Annotated in this window: 13 protein-coding genes and 1 pseudogene; 11 read left to right on the plus strand and 3 right to left on the minus strand. The window is 61.5% G+C overall.

Annotated elements, in window-relative coordinates:
* The 9 genes and pseudogenes from P0D80_RS10470 to P0D80_RS10510 all read left to right on the plus strand — a co-directional run.
* Positions 1-175, plus strand: a pseudogene (locus tag P0D80_RS10470) (type 1 glutamine amidotransferase domain-containing protein); the annotation flags it as partial.
* Between the two features lie 56 nt (positions 176-231).
* Complete coding sequence (locus P0D80_RS10475; RefSeq protein ID WP_408283468.1) at positions 232-1,068, plus strand: enoyl-CoA hydratase/isomerase family protein; 837 nt, start codon at positions 232-234, stop codon at positions 1,066-1,068.
* 258 nt (positions 1,069-1,326) lie between these two features.
* Positions 1,327-2,274 (plus strand): phosphodiester glycosidase family protein, encoded by a 948-nt coding sequence (locus P0D80_RS10480; protein WP_408283471.1) that lies wholly within the window; start codon positions 1,327-1,329, stop codon positions 2,272-2,274.
* 334 nt (positions 2,275-2,608) lie between these two features.
* Positions 2,609-3,157 carry a (2Fe-2S)-binding protein gene (locus tag P0D80_RS10485; protein ID WP_408283473.1) on the plus strand — a complete coding sequence of 183 codons (549 nt, stop codon included), beginning with the start codon at positions 2,609-2,611 and terminating at the stop codon, positions 3,155-3,157.
* An 11-nt stretch (positions 3,158-3,168) separates the two neighbouring features.
* Positions 3,169-4,173: an FAD binding domain-containing protein gene (locus P0D80_RS10490; RefSeq protein ID WP_408283476.1), complete on the plus strand. Its 1,005-nt coding sequence runs from the start codon at positions 3,169-3,171 to the stop codon at positions 4,171-4,173.
* A 24-nt stretch (positions 4,174-4,197) separates the two neighbouring features.
* The gene (locus tag P0D80_RS10495) at positions 4,198-6,435 is read left to right on the plus strand and encodes a xanthine dehydrogenase family protein molybdopterin-binding subunit (protein WP_408283479.1); all 2,238 of its coding nucleotides are present in this window, start codon (positions 4,198-4,200) and stop codon (positions 6,433-6,435) included.
* Between the two features lie 310 nt (positions 6,436-6,745).
* Entirely contained in the window at positions 6,746-7,249 is a 504-nt protein-coding gene (locus tag P0D80_RS10500) for a lipocalin-like domain-containing protein (RefSeq protein ID WP_243658323.1), read from the plus strand.
* Between the two features lie 359 nt (positions 7,250-7,608).
* On the plus strand, positions 7,609-8,898 hold the full coding sequence (locus tag P0D80_RS10505; protein WP_408283486.1) for an MFS transporter: 1,290 nt from the start codon (positions 7,609-7,611) through the stop codon (positions 8,896-8,898).
* On the plus strand, positions 8,895-10,655 hold the full coding sequence (locus P0D80_RS10510; protein ID WP_408283489.1) for a winged helix-turn-helix domain-containing protein: 1,761 nt from the start codon (positions 8,895-8,897) through the stop codon (positions 10,653-10,655). Before P0D80_RS10505 ends, P0D80_RS10510 begins: the two co-directional genes overlap by 4 nt.
* A gap of 133 nt (positions 10,656-10,788) precedes the next feature.
* Here P0D80_RS10510 and P0D80_RS10515 read toward each other — a convergent pair whose 3' ends face one another.
* Both P0D80_RS10515 and P0D80_RS10520 read right to left on the minus strand, forming a co-directional pair.
* Positions 10,789-11,034, minus strand: coding sequence for a hypothetical protein (locus P0D80_RS10515; RefSeq protein WP_132378464.1), 246 nt, complete (start codon positions 11,032-11,034; stop codon positions 10,789-10,791).
* A 159-nt stretch (positions 11,035-11,193) separates the two neighbouring features.
* Positions 11,194-12,408 (minus strand): phytanoyl-CoA dioxygenase family protein, encoded by a 1,215-nt coding sequence (locus tag P0D80_RS10520; protein WP_408283492.1) that lies wholly within the window; start codon positions 12,406-12,408, stop codon positions 11,194-11,196.
* A 34-nt stretch (positions 12,409-12,442) separates the two neighbouring features.
* Here P0D80_RS10520 and P0D80_RS10525 point away from each other — a divergent pair, with 34 nt between their 5' ends.
* Positions 12,443-12,670, plus strand: a complete 228-nt coding sequence (locus tag P0D80_RS10525) for a LacI family DNA-binding transcriptional regulator (RefSeq protein WP_408181032.1) — start codon at positions 12,443-12,445, stop codon at positions 12,668-12,670.
* 85 nt (positions 12,671-12,755) lie between these two features.
* On the opposite strand, the gene P0D80_RS10530 is transcribed toward P0D80_RS10525, so the two are convergent.
* Positions 12,756-14,234 carry a catalase gene (locus P0D80_RS10530; protein WP_408181031.1) on the minus strand — a complete coding sequence of 493 codons (1,479 nt, stop codon included), beginning with the start codon at positions 14,232-14,234 and terminating at the stop codon, positions 12,756-12,758.
* Between the two features lie 371 nt (positions 14,235-14,605).
* Here P0D80_RS10530 and hemH point away from each other — a divergent pair, with 371 nt between their 5' ends.
* On the plus strand, positions 14,606-15,721 hold the full coding sequence (hemH, locus tag P0D80_RS10535; protein WP_408181030.1) for a ferrochelatase: 1,116 nt from the start codon (positions 14,606-14,608) through the stop codon (positions 15,719-15,721).
* Positions 15,722-15,734: the final 13 nt, after the last annotated feature.

Here is a 15,734-nt window from a genome sequence, read left to right on the forward strand (position 1 = left end):
CACCAAGGTCATGCCCTTCCTCGTCGAAGATGAACTCAAGCGTCTTGGCGGCCACTTTGAAAAGGTGGCCAACTGGGCCGTGCTCACCATTGTCGACGGACGGCTGATCACCGGCCAGAACCCGGCCTCATCTGGCCCGACTGCCAAGGAGCTGCTGAAGGTTCTGCAGGCCTAGTTCCAATCGCGCGCGGGCCGCGAAGCCCGCGCATGTGTCGGCGACAGGAGTCCCCAATGAACGCAACCACTAACCCCGTTCAGATTAGCGTGGGCCGGCGGTCCGCGGCCTATTGGCGTGTCACGATCGACAACCCGCCGCTCAACGTCATGGGGCCGCCAATGGTCCAGCAGTTTCAGGAAGTCATCAACGCGCTCGAAACCGACGAGCATGTGAAGGTCGTGGTCTTCGATAGCGCGGTGGACGGCTACTTCCTGAATCACTCCGATTTCCGGGCCAGGCTCGAGGATCTGACCGCCATGCCGCCCGGTCCCACGGGCTTACCGCAGTGGCCGGACTTCCTCGTGCGCCTGACGCGCGCGCCCGTCGTCTCCATCGCCCTGATCCGCGGCCGGGCGACGGGCAACGGCAGCGAGATCACGCTCGCCTGCGACATGAGTTTCGCCAGTCGGGAAAAGGCGCTCCTCTCGCAATGGGAGGTGGGCGTCGGGATGGTCGCCGGCGGCGGCCCTATGGCCCGGCTGCCCCAGCTCATTGGCCGTAACCGCGCACTGGAGGTGCTCCTGGGTTCTGAAGACCTCCGTGCCGACCAGGCCGAGGCCTATGGCTATGTGAACCGGGCACTGCCCGATGCCGACCTCGACGCATTCGTGGATGCGTTGGCAACCCGGATCGCCGGGTTTGACAAGTGGGCAATCGCCAACACCAAGCGCCTCGTCAACACTTCTCTGCCGCCGGACGTGGAGCTCGGCGCCGGATGGGACGCGTGCATGGCGTCGCTGGGGCGCCCCGCCGCGCAGAAGAACATCAAGGCACTGCTGGCGCGTGGATTCCACAAGCCGGGAGATGTCGAAAATCGGCTCGGATACTACGTCGGTCAGCTCGCGCACTAAGCCCGCGCGCGAGACGCTCTCTCGCTGCTTTGGAAAAAACCCGCACGTGGTAGCTGAGAAATCTATCGCGGCGGCGGCATCAGCGTCGCTCGCTCGGATGAATTTCTTTTCGATAAATGTTTTTTTTCGGCGCACATCCGCCCATCGTCGAAAGCCGAATGAAAAAAAGAAATCACGTGGTGGTCATATCGCGTCTCTAACGTCTGCGGCACGGTAAGAGTGACAACTTTGTCGCCGCCGTCCATGGAGACTAAAGAGATGACGCGTGCCCTGTTCCCCGTCACAGCAACTCTGAAAACGCTCGCCGCCGCGGCGATCATCGGCCTCGCTTCGGCCAGCGTGCAAGCCGACGTGCCCGATCCCACCACGCAGATCACGCAAAGCGGCTACTCGCCCGTGTATGTCGGCGTCGATGCCGAAATGGCGACCGTGCCGTCGAATCCCGCGACTACGGGCGGCAAGCCGACCGTGAGCCGCGCATACGTGATGCGCATTGATTTGCGCGCGCCGGGCGTGAGCGTCGAAACGACCGGGCATAGCGGCCCGCTAATGACGACCTCGGAGACGATTTCGCAATTCGCCGCGCGCACCGGTGTGCGGCTCGCAGTCAACGCGAACTTTTTCGCGCCGTGCTGCGCGACGACGCCGGAGCCGAAGTCGATCATCGGCTTGCTGGTGTCGCACGGCCAGATTGTGAGCCCGCTGACCAGCGACCCGACGCAAAGTGAAGCGGTACTTGCGATCACGCGGCAGGGTCGCGCGTATATCGCCGAAGCGCCGCAGATTTCAGCGCAGGATCTGAAGCTGATCGATACGGCGGTCGCCGGCTCGGCGATTCTGCTGAAAAACGGCCAGGACATCAGCGCGCAAAGCCCGAACGAAGGCGATCCGCTTAATCCGAATCCGCGCACACTGGTCGGCCTGTCGCAACAGGGGCGCTTTCTCTATCTCGTCGTGATCGACGGACGCGTCGCGGGTTATTCGACGGGCACGACCAACGCGCAATCGGCGCAACTGATGAAGGCGATCGGCGCGGATGACGCGATCAATCTCGACGGCGGCGGCTCGACCGAACTCGTGCGCGCCGATCAGATCGGCGTGCCGTTTATCGTCGATACACCGAGTGGCGGTGCGGAACGGCTCGACGCGTCGGCGATCGGCGTGCATGCGTTGAAGCTGCCGGATTTGCCGGGCCTGCCGTTTTGAGGCATTGAATATTTGAAGCCGCATCAGCAACTTCAAAATGGCCGGGCGCTCACGCGTCCGGCTTTTTTCTTCTACATTTGGGGTAGATTGATCCCGACACTCGCGATCAGTCGAGCCGGTCGGTCGCAAATGATTTTCAGGCACGACACGTCTGGGCATCAGATTTGCTGCTGACTCATCTGGGCGTGCGTAACGTATCTTCAGACGCTCGCTAACCTGAATGTCCGACACCCCGGCGAATCGATCGCCAATGGTTCCAAATCCTGCTTCAGCCTGCCGCCCGGCCGCGCCGATTGTCGCCGGATGGTGGCCGCTCTCGCCATGAGGAGAACGCATGATGCAACAGACCGCCTCCAACACCACGCAACAGAGCGCCGACCCCGACGCAGCCCGAACCGGCCGCCAGCCTTCCGCAAACGCGACGATGCCAGTCGAGTTGACCGTCAACGGCAATCTCTACACGCTGTCTCTCGATCCGCGCACCACGCTGCTGGACGCGCTGCGCGAGCATCTGCACCTCACCGGCACGAAAAAGGGTTGCGACCACGGCCAATGCGGCGCGTGCACGGTGCACGTGAACGGACGGCGCGTGAATGCGTGCCTGTCGCTGGCCGGCACGCACGCCGGCGACGAAATCACCACCATCGAAGGCATCGGTCAGCCCGAAGCGCTGCATCCGATGCAGGCCGCGTTTGTAGAATGCGACGGCTATCAGTGCGGCTACTGCACGCCGGGCCAGATCATGTCCGCCGTCGCGCTGCTCGATGAAGCGGTCGGGCCCGGCGACGCCGAAGTGCGCGAAGCGATGAGCGGCAATCTGTGCCGCTGCGGCGCCTACCAGAACATCGTCGCGGCAATCCAGCGCGTGCGCGGCCAGTCCTGAGGAGCGCCATCATGGAAATCTTCCAGTTGTCGCGCGCCAACGGCGTGCGTGAGGCGATCGCGGCGGGCGCGGCTTCGGCAACGGCCCAGCAGGGCGCACAAGTGCGCTTTCTCGCGGGCGGCACGACATTGCTCGACCTCATGAAGCTCAACGTCGAGCGGCCGACGCGGGTCATCGACATCAGCCGGCTGCCGCTAGACCGTATCGAAGCGCTGCCCGACGGCGGCGTGAAGATCGGTTCGACGGCACGGAATGCGAACCTGGCACTGCATCCGCTGATCCGCACACCGTATGCGGTGCTGTCGCAGGCGCTGCTCGCGGGAGCCTCGGCGCAATTGCGAAACATGGCGACGACCGGCGGCAACCTGCTGCAACGCACGCGCTGTGTGTACTTTCGCGACACCGCGATGCCATGCAACAAGCGCGAGCCGGGCTCGGGCTGTCCGGCGATCCAGGGATTCAATCGCACGCTCGCGATTCTCGGTGCCAGCGACGCCTGCATCGCGACCAACCCGTCGGATATGAACGTCGCCCTGACCGCGCTCGACGCGACCATTCACGTCGAAGGAACGGACGGCGCGCGCAGCATCGCGATCGACGACTTCTTCGTGTTGCCAGGCGCGACGCCGCAGCGCGAGAACGTGCTCGACGCAGGCGACCTTATCACGCACGTGACCCTGCCGCCTCTACCAGCGGGCGCGCGCTCGGTTTACCTGAAGCTGCGCGATCGTGCGTCGTACGAGTTCGCACTGGCGTCGGCCGCCGTGGTCATGACGCTCGACGGTGGACGCATCGGGCATGTGCGCGTCGCGCTCGGCGGCGTCGGCACGCGGCCTTGGCACGCGCTCGAAGCGGAAGCCGTGCTGCGCGGCGCAACGCCCGATGCCGCGACCTTCCGCAAGGCCGCGGACGCCGCGCTAGCGAACGCGAAGCCGCAAAGTCAGAACGGATTCAAAGTCGAGTTGGCGCGCCGCTGCATCGTCCATGCGCTGACCCAGGCTACGGCCACGCCCTGAACCGCCGATCGAGAGGAACGCCCCATGTCTACCTTATCCGACTCCGTGCTGTCCGTGATCGGCCGGCCTCAAGCGCGTATTGACGGACCGCTGAAGGTCAGCGGCAGCGCAGCCTATACCTCCGATATCGATTTGCCCGATCTGCTGGTTGCCGTGCCGGTGTGCAGCACGATCGCAAGCGGCCGGCTCGTGTCGCTCGACATCGCGGACGCCGAGGCGATGCCCGGCGTACACGCGGTGCTGCATCGAGACAATATCGGCCGCTTCTACCGGCTTTCCGGCAACTCGATGGAGACCGGCTTCGTGGACGAAGCACGGCCGCCCTTCGAGGACGACATCATCCGCTACTACGGCCAGTACATCGCTGTCGTGATCGCGGATACCTTCGAGGCGGCGAGCGCGGCGTCGGCGGCGATCGGGGCCCGCTACGAAATCACGCCGCACGACGTGCGCGACGAACTGGAGGCCGACGACAAGCCAAAGGTCGAGAGCGAGCGCGGCGACCCGGATCGTGCGTTCGACGCCGCGCCGGCGACGCTCGACGCAACCTACGTCACGCCCACGGAAACGCACAACCCGATCGAACTGCACGCGTCGATCGCGGACTGGGACGGTGAGAACTACACATTTTACGAGACCACGCAGGCCATTTCGGTCCACCTGGGCACGCTCTCGCAGATGCTCGGCGTGCCGAAGGAAAAGATCCGCGTGATCTCCCGCTATCTTGGATCAGGCTTTGGGAGCAAGCTGTGGATGTGGCCGCACACGCTGCTCGCGGCAGCGGCGACGCGTCAGACCGGCCGTCCCGTGAAGCTGGTCGTGAGCCGCAAGATGATGTTCCAGAACGTCGGCCACCGCCCCGTGACTCAGCAGCGCATGCGGCTGTCGGCTGAACGCGACGGCAAACTCACCTCCGTGCAGCACGACTACGTCAACCACACCTCGATCGCCGACGAATACCAGGAAAGTTGCGGCGAAGTCACGCCGCTCATCTATAGCACGCCGAACCTGCGCGTGACCTCCGGCCTCGCGCGCCGGAACGTCGGCTCGCCGACGTCGATGCGCGGCCCAGGCGCCGTGCCCGGCCTGTACGCAGTCGAATCGGCGATGAACGAACTGGCGCATGTGCTGAACCTCGATCCGGTCGAATTGAGGCTGCGCAACGAACCGCGCGTCGACGAAAGCACGGGTTTGCCGTTCTCGTCACGGCATCTCGTCGAATGTTTGCGCACGGGCGCTGAGCGCTTCGGATGGTCGCAGCGGGCGCCGGGCGTGGGATCGATGCAGCGCGACGGCCTGACTTTGGGCTGGGGCGTCGGCGCTTGTGTCTGGCCAGGCTTGCGCTTTTCCGCGGCTGCGAACGTCGATCTTCGAGCGGACGGCAGCGCCCGCGTGGTATGCGGCACACAGGACATCGGCACCGGCACCTACACGGTGCTCGCGCAACTGGTCGCCGAAGAGACCGGCATTCCCCTCACTCGCATCGAAGTCGGTCTCGGCGATTCGGTGTTACCGCTTGGACCCGTTTCGGGGGGCAGCGCGGCAACTGCATCGGTGATTCCGGCAGTGCTCGACGCGGTGCGTTCGGCCATCAAGCTGTTGCTGTCGCGTGCGGCGGCCGTCGACGGTTCACCGTTCAAAGGCGCCACCGAAGATGCGCTCGCGTTCAGCGCGGGACACGTGCATCGCAAGGGCGACGCGCCGGAGCGCGGCGTGCCGTTCGGCCAGATTCTCGAAGCAGCGAAGATGAGCGCGGCATCAGGCAGCGGCAGCGCCCAGGGCGGCTTCGACGATCCGCTCAAGAAACGCTTCTCCATCTATTCCTACGGCGCGCACTTCGCCGAAGTCACGTGGCAGCCGGAGATCGCGCGGTTGCGCGTGAGCCGCGTCGTCACGGTGATCGATGGCGGACGTATCATCAACCCGCGCGCCGCCCGCAACCAGATAGAAGGCGCAGTCGTGATGGGCGTCGGCATGGCGCTGTTCGAGCATACGACGTACGACAGGCAGACGGGCGCACCGATCAACAGCAACCTGGCCGATTACATCATCGCGTCGAATGCGGATACTCCCGAACTTGACGTGACCTTTCTCGATCATCCGGATACCGTGTTCAACGAACTCGGTGCTCGCGGGATTGCGGAAATCGGCCTCGCGGGCGTCGCGGCGGCGATTACCGATGCTACCTATCATGCAACCGGCGTGCGCGTGCGGAAGTTGCCGATCATGATCGAAGATCTGCTGGCTGCGGAAATGGCTTGAGGGCAGATGTCGTTGTAACGAGTGGCATGCTTCGACGTAAAGTTCTTCGCGTTGGAAACGCGTGGGATACGCTTGCGGCAATTAAAGGAAGTTTCGGCGCGGCGGCAAGAACCAGGCAAATGGCGAAGGAGGCACCGAGCCGTCGCAGCCATTTCCTAGAAGGATCAACTGCCGCTTCCAATGTTCATTGGAAGTCGTAGCCAGGAAAGCTATCCTAATAGCTTGTCTTCAGATGATCGAAGACGAACCAGGCATCGCACGCCGGGAATCGAAGGGAATGGTTCCGCCCTCACGTGTGCCGGAGAACGCCATGAAGCCCATGCTCCAAACCCTGCGGGCCGCCGCACTGGTGGCCCTTGCATTGTGTCTCGCCGTCCCAAAGACCTTTGCCCAGGCGGCGCCTGGCGTGGTGGGTTCGTGGTCCTTGGTTTCGTTGACCGCCTCGAGAAGTGGCAGCGAAGTCGAAGTGCTCGGTCCGCACCCGGACGGCCAACTCATCTTCGGCACCGACGGCCGCTATGTTCTGCTCGGAGTTCGCGCAGACTTGCCGAAGTTCGCATCGGGTAACCGCTTATTGGGCACCACCGAAGAGAACCTACTCATCGTCCAAGGCAACTTCGCGCACTTCGGCACCTATACCGTCGATCCGGCCGGACAGGTGATCGTTTTCCACATTCAGAAAAGTACCTTTCCGAACTGGGACGGGGATGTTCAACGACGCCCATTCACCCTCGATGGCGACCGGCTGACCTACATCACGCCTGGGAGCTTCGGATATGGCGCATCGAAAGTCGTGTGGCAACGAATGAAGTAAGCAGCAGAACGCGAGGTTCATAACCTGAACCTCCAGCGGCGAGACCGGAGAACGTAATCGCGTTCAGGTCGCCGTATCCCTCGCTTTCGCGGACCTGGCACCGAGCGCCGGGTCCGAGTGCGGCGCGCGTCAATCCGTCGTCAGGAATCACAAGGCGAATCTAAAGACCTTTCGTGTAAGCGAATTGTCGTCCATCATATTTAAGCCAGAACGATCATGCACCGTCATCGAAGTCGGCTTGACACGGTGGTGGCTGAACACGTCCCTCCGCAGCGGCGTCCGCTTAAAAACGGTAGTTATGCCTGGCGACATCAGGGATTACCATGCTCGACGATTCGCCCCTAATCCGAAAAGAGTCGATGACAGCACACCAACGCTGGACCATTCTGGTCGCCAGTACCGGTGGAGCGCTCGAGGTATTCGATTTCGTTATCTTCGGATTCTTTGCAAGAAGCATCGGCAGCGAGTTCTTTCCGACAGGAACTGGCGTGCCGGCGGAGACGTTGTCGTTCACGGTGCTGGCGATTGGCTACCTTTCCAGGCCGGTGGGCGGCATCCTGCTTGGGCGGTTTGGCGACACGCACGGCCGGCGCCTAGTCTTCGTGTCGTCGGCGATGATCGCCTCCGTTTCTACGCTTCTCATCGGAATACTTCCTTCATACGCGGCATGGGGCGCGCTTGCCCCAGCGCTTCTTCTCATGCTGCGGCTCATCCAGGGTCTCTGCCTGGGCGGCGAGTTGCCAGGCGCCATCGTCTACGCGGTCGAAACCGCGCGCGGCAGGCCTGGTCTTCTGTGCGGCATCGTGTTCGTCGCGGTCAACCTGGCGTTGCTTCTGGCGACGAGCATTAACTTTGCTCTGCAATGGGCGCTCACACCCGCACAGGTCAATGCATTCGGATGGCGGATTGGCTTCCTGCTTGGTGGAATGGTCGGGCTGTTGAGCTTTGTCCTGCGCCGGACGCTTGCGGAGACCAACGAGTATGCGCAAGCGATCGGCGCCCGGCATCGCGAGCCTCTTGCCGTCCTGTTCCGCAACCATTTCGCTCCCCTGACGACAGGAACCGGCGCGTCTCTGTTGGCGGGTGCGTCGGGTGGCATCTTTATCGGCTTCGCACCAAGTTATCTGCAAAGGCTTCAATACGACACACACCAGATCGCGAATGCCCAGATGTGGTATCTGGTAGTCGTGGCTGCCTGCATTCTCGTGACATCGCACGTTGGCGACCTGTTGCCGCGCCGTTATGTGTTCAGGTCGGGAACCGTCTTGTCCGCGCTTTTCGCGCCCTTCTTCTTCATTGCGGCCACCCGTCACTACGTGAGCCTGCCTGCGCTGTTCCTGATGGCCGGCGTCGTCAGCTCGTTTGCGAACGGAACCTTCGCGTGCGCGATTGCGGAAATGTTCCCCGTCGACGTCCGCTTCAGCGGTGTTGCCACGTCCATGAATCTCGGACTGTCCGCGTCGCTGGGACTGACACCGCTCGCAGCGAATTTCCTCGTTTCGGGCCTGCACTGGATGCCTGCGCCCGCGCTTGTCATTGTGTTGTGCTCGGCGCTCGCATTCGCGGCTTCATTCGGCATGAAGCGCGAGCGGCGGCGCTTCGACGTCGTCGCTGTGAACCGGAACTCGCGGTGGCAGGAGCGCAGATGAACACGCCAGAATCCGTCCGGATTGCGGATGTCGAACTGAACATCCAGCGCTACGAATTGCGCCGCGCAGGCGAGAAGGTCAGCCTCGAGCGCCTGCCGATGGAGTTGCTGATCCTGATGGCATCGCGCAACGGGGAACTCGTCACGCGTGCGGATATCGTGAGAGCCCTGTGGGGCGCGAACGCGTATCGGGAAACGGACAACTGCATCAATACGGCGATCCGGAAAATCCGCGTCGCGCTGCACGACGATCCGGTCAACCCGCAGCACATCATCACCGTGAAGGGCAAAGGCTATCGTCTGAACAACGTACGGCCCGCGCCGGCTGAATTGGCGCCCGCCCCGCAGGAAGCCGTGCGGATACTGGTACTGCCGTTCGAAAACCAGACCGGCGATTCCGGCCAGAACAGCTTCTGCGACGCGCTGGCCGACGAAACCTCCGCCAGTATCGGCATGCTCGATCCGGAGCACATCCTTGTCATTTCGAGGACGACCGCCGCTCACTGCAGACGGGTGAGCAAGAGTATTGCGGAGATCGCGCGCGAATTGTCGATCGATTACGTGCTGGAAGGCGCGCTCAAGCGGGACGGCACGAGGATTCGCATTCTGGCGCAACTGATCCGTTGCTTCGACCAGGTGCAGATCTGGAGTCGCGCGTATGAGCCGGTGACGAGCGGAGCGCTGGAAATCCAGAAAGAGGTTGCAACGGCGCTCGCTCAGGAAGTATCGCCCGCGCTCGCGGAACAGCAACGGCACAGGCTGGCGCGACGTTTGCCGGTCGATCCGGCGGCGCACGACGCGTATCTGCGCGGCCGTTACTACTGGACCCGCCGCGTGCACTTCGATGCGGGGTTCGCCGCGCATCACGCGCTAAGCGACGAGGACTTTGTTCGCGCGCGCGGCTACTTCGAGCTCGCGATCGAACGGGACCCGACTTACGCGCTCGGATATGTGGGGATGTCGAACGTTTTAGGCGCCGCTGCGACGCACGGAGTGTGCGCACCGTCGGAGGGCCACCCGCGAGCGCGGCAGGCGGCGCTGCAAGCACTGGAACTGGATGCCAATCTTCCTGAGGCTCACCAGGCGCTGGCCGGCGTGCACTACTTCTATGACTGGGACTGGCGCCGGGCAGAGGAGGAGTTCCTCGAGGCATTACGGTTGAACCCGAGCCACGCCGAAACGAGCCGCCTGTACGCGCGGCTCCTGCTGGTGCTTGGGCGAGAAGCGGAAGGCAGAGCGCAGTTCGAGCGTGCCGAGAAAGTCGACCCGCTCGGATTCGAAGGATCACGCGTATTCGGACTCGTGCAGGCGGGCAAATACGACGAAGTGATTCGGGAGTGTCTGAATGCGGGGCATGGCAATCGCTCCCCACTCGTCTATCAGCTACTGGCGACTGCATATGAAGGGCAGGGTCAATACGAGGAGGCCGTCGAAGCGACCGTTGATGCACTAACGCGGTGCGGCGAATTCGCCCGCGCGGAGACTATTCGCACGGTCTGGGACACCGGGGGTTATAAAAAAGTCCTTCAGTGGTATTTGCAGGACCTGATGACGAGACGTCAAAGGCGCTACACGTCGCCGCTTCTGTTCGCGGAAATTTATGCGAGGCTCGACCAGCCGGACGAGATGTTTCACTGGCTCGATCTTGCGCTTGTCGAACATTCGCCGCGCCTGTGCGAACTGCGTACCAATGCATGGTTCAATCGCTACCGGTCGACGGGGCGATTCCGGAACGTCGAGAAGCGTATCGGCTACTGAGCCCGGAGCATAGCCCCATCATTCGACGGACAGGCCCCGGTCGGAACCGTAGCCTGCCCCGTTACGCGCGATGAGTGTATTCGCGGGCACTCATCGTGCGGGACGGCAGCCGCGCGAAGCTGTTGTGCGGCGCTCAGTGGTGGCGGAACGTACTAGTCCCGAAACGGCTTTGGTCCCCGGATTGCAGGGCGTTCAGGTCCGGATAGGTCTGCCGCGCCGGACTCATTGCCATTCCTGTTTCACCCCTCGACGCGTCGGTGACGCCACCGACATCCTGAACGGCCGGTGCGGTTCCCGATGGTACTGGTTTGTCTTGCGCCCACGCTTGTCCCAGGAACATGCCGATCGCGCAGAGGGCAACGATTCGAAGCGTTTTCATGTCAATTTCTCCTATCCACAAGTGCGGAAACGGTCAGTGCATGACCGGCCTTAAGGCGATCCCGGACGGTGCGCGAGGATGCGGCGTCGGGTTGCTATCGCTGTGTCAATCCTGCGATCAAAGCGTTCTTTGCACCATCGACCCAGTCTAAAGAAATTGTTAACGCGGGCCAGATTGCGGATCAGCGGAGAGTTGCCGGGCAGCGTGCTCGTTTAAGGCGAGCGTGAATCTGGCGGGATCCCAGTCCTCGTCAAGTGCGCGGTGCATGAGTTCCTGTTGGCTCTCCGGCGCCAACCCGCCGACCGGCGGGTCGCGGTCGAGGTTGGTAGGGAACGGGTATCCCTCGGCGCAGGATACGATTGCCGCGGCGGCTTCCGTGTCACTTATCCGCCCCGATGCGCGGCGCTCGCGCAGTACCGGATAAACCGCCTCGCACATTCTTCTGCGGTCGAGCACTTCCATCGCCCGGCCATAAGCCGACGAGACCTGCAAAAGATTCGCCATGCGTTGAATGTCCGTGGTGCGATTTTCGCCGGCCGCATGGAACAACGCGGGATTGAAAAACACGGCATCGCCCTTGGAGAGCGGCAGCTGGACGAAATGGGCTTCGAAATATTCCCGAAAATCGGCTCGGCGCCACGCCAGATATCCCTCGTCGTATCGCTGCGAATACGGCAGGAGCTTCGTCGGACCGCTCTCAACCGGCATGTCGCTATGCGCCACCGCGCCCTGCAGGGTGAGGAAGGCGGACATCCGATGCACGTGCGCAGGATAGCGTTCGGCCTTTTCAACCGTCTGGAAGCCGAGGTGGTAGTCGCGATGCGCCTGTTGAGCAGCGCCGCCGGGGCGCACTACATTGACCTGTGACGTCATCTGGTAGGACGGTCCAAGCCACGCTTCCGACGCGATCATCAACATCGGATTTGAGAAATATTGCGCGAATACTCCGGGTGCTCGCAGGCAGAGCTTCTCCTGGGCGTTCCAGATCCGGTCATTCGCGCCCGCCTTGGCGAAATGGTCTGCCACACGCGAGCCTTGCTCGCGCTCACTGCGAATAATCGATTCGAAGACGGCCGTCGCGTCGTCGACAGGCCCGGTATCGGCATATGCCCGCCGAAGCACCAGCACCCCTGCGCCCTCGTGAAGGACGCGAGCCCATTCCGCCTGCAACTGGGCTCTCTCGGACGCATCGTGTGTCATGCCATCGAGTTGCTGACAGTCGTAAACGGGAATGCGCTGTGTGATTTCCGCCGCATAGCGCGTCGAGCCGTTGTCATCGCCTTCCAGCAGAGCGACGAATTCATTCAAAGCGCAGTCGCGTTCGCGGTACCAACTCTGCCCTCGCTCTTCGATGCGATCCTCGCTGTGGCCCATGTCTCTCTCCCTCTGTACGTCACAGCATAGCGCCATGGACTGCCAACGGGGTATCATTAATCCATCAAAAACACCTCAAATCCGAGGGATCCGCCGTGGTTCACCACTTTCTTATCACGGACATGCTCTACAGGCCGGGGGCGGGGTGGCAACAGTCGACCACGTACTCAATGGCCGCGCACACGCTCGTGAACATGCGCGCAAGCGCGTCGAGCAAGCAATCAAGGAGATCGAGAAGCAGGAACTACAGTTGTTTATCTGATCGAAGCTGTACATCGCAGGGCAGGCAATCCATGAAAGCGTTTGCCGCCCCGCGATAGCGTCGTGAAACATTTGATTCCACTCGACTAGCTTATGTTGCCGCCGCTCGATTTTGCGTTCGCAAGCTTCCTGACCGCCGCAGAGACACCTGCACCATAGGCCGGATCCGCAAGACGGCAATGTTCGATATGCAGCTGAACGACCGGGTCCGACACACCCTGCAGTGCGCGCGCGGTGTTCTCGAACAACACTTGCTGTTGCCCGGGTGACATGTTGCGGAACAGAACACCCGTTTGCGAGTAGTAGTCGTCGTCGACCCGATGATTCCAGTGATCCGCAGCGCCTTCCAGACTCAGCGGCGGTTCGCGGTAGTCCGGTTGCTCGACCCACTCGCCACGCGTATTCGGTTCGTAGGAGATCGTGCCACCCTGGTTACCGTCAGTACGTCCTTGACCATCACGGTGATAGCTATTGACATAGCTCGCTCCCCTCGGCGCATTCACCGGAATCTGCGCATAGTTGACGCCCAGACGATAACGCTGCGTATCCCCGTAAGAGAAGAGTCGCCCTTGCAGCATCCGGTCTGGCGAGAAGCCGATTCCCGGTACGATGTTCGACGGCGCGAATGCAGCCTGCTCGACATCCGCAAAATGGTTGTCGGCGTTTCGATTGAGTTCCATCTCGCCAACTTCGATCAACGGATAATCAGACTTCGGCCATACCTTCGTGAGGTCGAACGGATTGATGCGGTACGAACCCGCTTCCTTCTCGGGCATGATCTGCACGAACAGCGTCCAGCGCGGGAAATCTTTGCGCTCGATGCTCTCATACAGATCGCGCTGATGTGATTCGCGATCCCGGCCAACCAACGTCTCGGCCTCAGCGTCCGTCAGATTCTTGATACCTTGCTGCGTACGGAAATGAAACTTGACCCAGAAGCGTTCATTTGCCGCGTTGATAAAGCTATACGTGTGGCTCCCAAAGCCGTGCATATGACGGAAAGAACTCGGCAGGCCGCGATCGCTCATGATGATCGTGATCTGATGCAACGCCTCGGGAAGCTGGGTCCAGAAATCCCATTGATTCTGTGCGCTACGCATGCCCGTCCGAGGATCGCGCTTGATCGCATGGTTCAGGTCCGGGAACTTCAACGGGTCGCGAAAGAAGAACACCGGCGTGTTATTGCCGACAATGTCCCAGTTGCCTTCTTCGGTATAGAACTTCAGTGCAAAGCCGCGAATGTCGCGTTCGGCGTCGGCCGCACCGCGTTCGCCGGCAACCGTCGAGAAGCGCGCGAACATTTCCGTGCTCTTGCCGATCTTCGAGAAAATCTTTGCGCGCGTATATTTCGTGATGTCGTGCGTCACAGTGAACGTGCCGAATGCGCCTGAACCCTTCGCATGCATCCTCCGCTCCGGAATGACTTCACGATCGAAGTGCGCCAGTTTTTCGAGGAGCCACACATCTTGCAACAACGCCGGGCCGTTCGGACCCGCGGTCTGAATGTTCTGATTGTCGGCAACAGGTGCGCCAAAAACCGTAGTCAACTTCCTCTTCATATTCATGTTCCTATCCTCGCATTGGGGTGATGAAAACCGATGCAAACAGTTGCGAATCGCAACCATCGTTTGACGATTCAAGAATAGCAGCGCTGTGCATCTGCCATGTTTGGAATTATTTACTGATTGGATAACAGAATACTAAGTCCCCGATGCCAGCTCATACGTCGAATAAGGACAATCTACGTGGGAAAACTGCCAGCACGCCTGCGGACCATCTCACGTAGCCGATAGTCGCGACTTATGGAAGCGCTAGAAAATACGACTTGGACCCGAAGCGCGGAATTGGCGATGATTGGTCCACAGGGTGAATCGCAAATCGATGACATCGCCCAACCCTCAAATAGATCCGAGGGCCAACCTTTAGGTGACGCGAAATGTATGCTGACATCTCTATTCGGAAAACGTCCCCGGCCGTTTCAATGCCTCGCGCGGCAGTTTTGCTGATCAACCTCGGTACACCAGACGCACCCACTGCGCGTGAAGTACATCGTTATCTTGCGGAGTTCCTCTCCGACCCGCGCGTGATCGAAATGCCGCAATGGCTTTGGCAGCCCATTCTTCGCGGCCTCGTGCTTCCATTCAGGAGTCACGCGGCGGCGCGCCGATATGAATCCATCTGGATGCCCGACGGATCGCCGCTCCGCGTGCATACCGAACAGCAGGCCACCGCACTTCGAAGATGGCTGACCGAGCGTGGACAGCAGGTGCACGTCGCTTACGCGATGCGTTACGGCACGCCGAGCATCGCGGGAGAACTCGATCGGCTGATCCGGCAGGGCTGCGATCGCATTGTGATCTTGCCGATGTATCCGCAGTACGCGGCATCGACCACCGCCACTGCCTTCGACAAGGTGGCCTCCGCGTTCGCACAGATCCGCAATCAACCGGAGGTGCGTTTCATCAAACAGTACTTTGCAGATTCACGCTATATTTCCGCGCTCGCCGACACCGTACGGCGGCACTGGTATGTGCACGGACGCCCCGACTTCAGCCGCGGCGATCAAATGCTTCTGAGCTTTCACGGCTTACCGCAACGCGCTATCGAGCGTGGCGATCCTTACCACGCGCAATGCCTCGAGACGGGCGCACTGCTTGCCGAGGCGTTGAGCCTTGACGCACACCACTGCAGAGTGACGTTCCAGTCGGAGTTCGGAAGACAGGAGTGGATCGGACCACATACCGCGGAAACACTGGCTGAACTCGGCGCGTCCGGCACGCATCGCGTAGATGTCTTTTGCCCGGGCTTTACTGCCGACTGTATCGAAACCGTCGATGAAATCGGCGTTGAAGGGCGGGACACGTTCCTCAAATGGGGCGGCAGGGAGTTCCATCGGATCGATTGCGTGAACGCGTCAGCGCCGTTCATCGATGCACTCGGGGAGCTTACACTCGACCAGTTGAAGCACTGGAGCGGCGTCGTCACACAATCCCGCCGGAAGGAAGAAGTCACGATCTCTGACATGGGCGCCGCATCATGTCTTACGCTTTGATTCGTGCAGGTTG

It is taken from the genome of Paraburkholderia sp. RL17-373-BIF-A (genome assembly GCF_046030175.1).
Classification (GTDB): Bacteria; Pseudomonadota; Gammaproteobacteria; order Burkholderiales; family Burkholderiaceae; genus Paraburkholderia.

Bases quoted from the DNA above. Each gene is read 5' to 3' on its own strand.
- P0D80_RS10500 (WP_243658323.1), top strand. From the start codon at position 6,746: ATGAAGCCCATGCTCCAAACCCTGCGGGCCGCCGCACTGGTGGCCCTT.
- P0D80_RS10525 (WP_408181032.1), top strand. From the start codon at position 12,443: ATGGACTGCCAACGGGGTATCATTAATCCATCAAAAACACCTCAAATC.
- P0D80_RS10480 (WP_408283471.1), top strand. From the start codon at position 1,327: ATGACGCGTGCCCTGTTCCCCGTCACAGCAACTCTGAAAACGCTCGCC.
- P0D80_RS10495 (WP_408283479.1), top strand. From the start codon at position 4,198: ATGTCTACCTTATCCGACTCCGTGCTGTCCGTGATCGGCCGGCCTCAA.
- P0D80_RS10490 (WP_408283476.1), top strand. From the start codon at position 3,169: ATGGAAATCTTCCAGTTGTCGCGCGCCAACGGCGTGCGTGAGGCGATC.
- P0D80_RS10515 (WP_132378464.1), bottom strand. From the start codon at position 11,034: ATGAAAACGCTTCGAATCGTTGCCCTCTGCGCGATCGGCATGTTCCTG.
- hemH (WP_408181030.1), top strand. From the start codon at position 14,606: ATGTATGCTGACATCTCTATTCGGAAAACGTCCCCGGCCGTTTCAATG.
- P0D80_RS10505 (WP_408283486.1), top strand. From the start codon at position 7,609: ATGACAGCACACCAACGCTGGACCATTCTGGTCGCCAGTACCGGTGGA.
- P0D80_RS10530 (WP_408181031.1), bottom strand. From the start codon at position 14,234: ATGAATATGAAGAGGAAGTTGACTACGGTTTTTGGCGCACCTGTTGCC.
- P0D80_RS10520 (WP_408283492.1), bottom strand. From the start codon at position 12,408: ATGGGCCACAGCGAGGATCGCATCGAAGAGCGAGGGCAGAGTTGGTAC.
- P0D80_RS10475 (WP_408283468.1), top strand. From the start codon at position 232: ATGAACGCAACCACTAACCCCGTTCAGATTAGCGTGGGCCGGCGGTCC.
- P0D80_RS10510 (WP_408283489.1), top strand. From the start codon at position 8,895: ATGAACACGCCAGAATCCGTCCGGATTGCGGATGTCGAACTGAACATC.
- P0D80_RS10485 (WP_408283473.1), top strand. From the start codon at position 2,609: ATGATGCAACAGACCGCCTCCAACACCACGCAACAGAGCGCCGACCCC.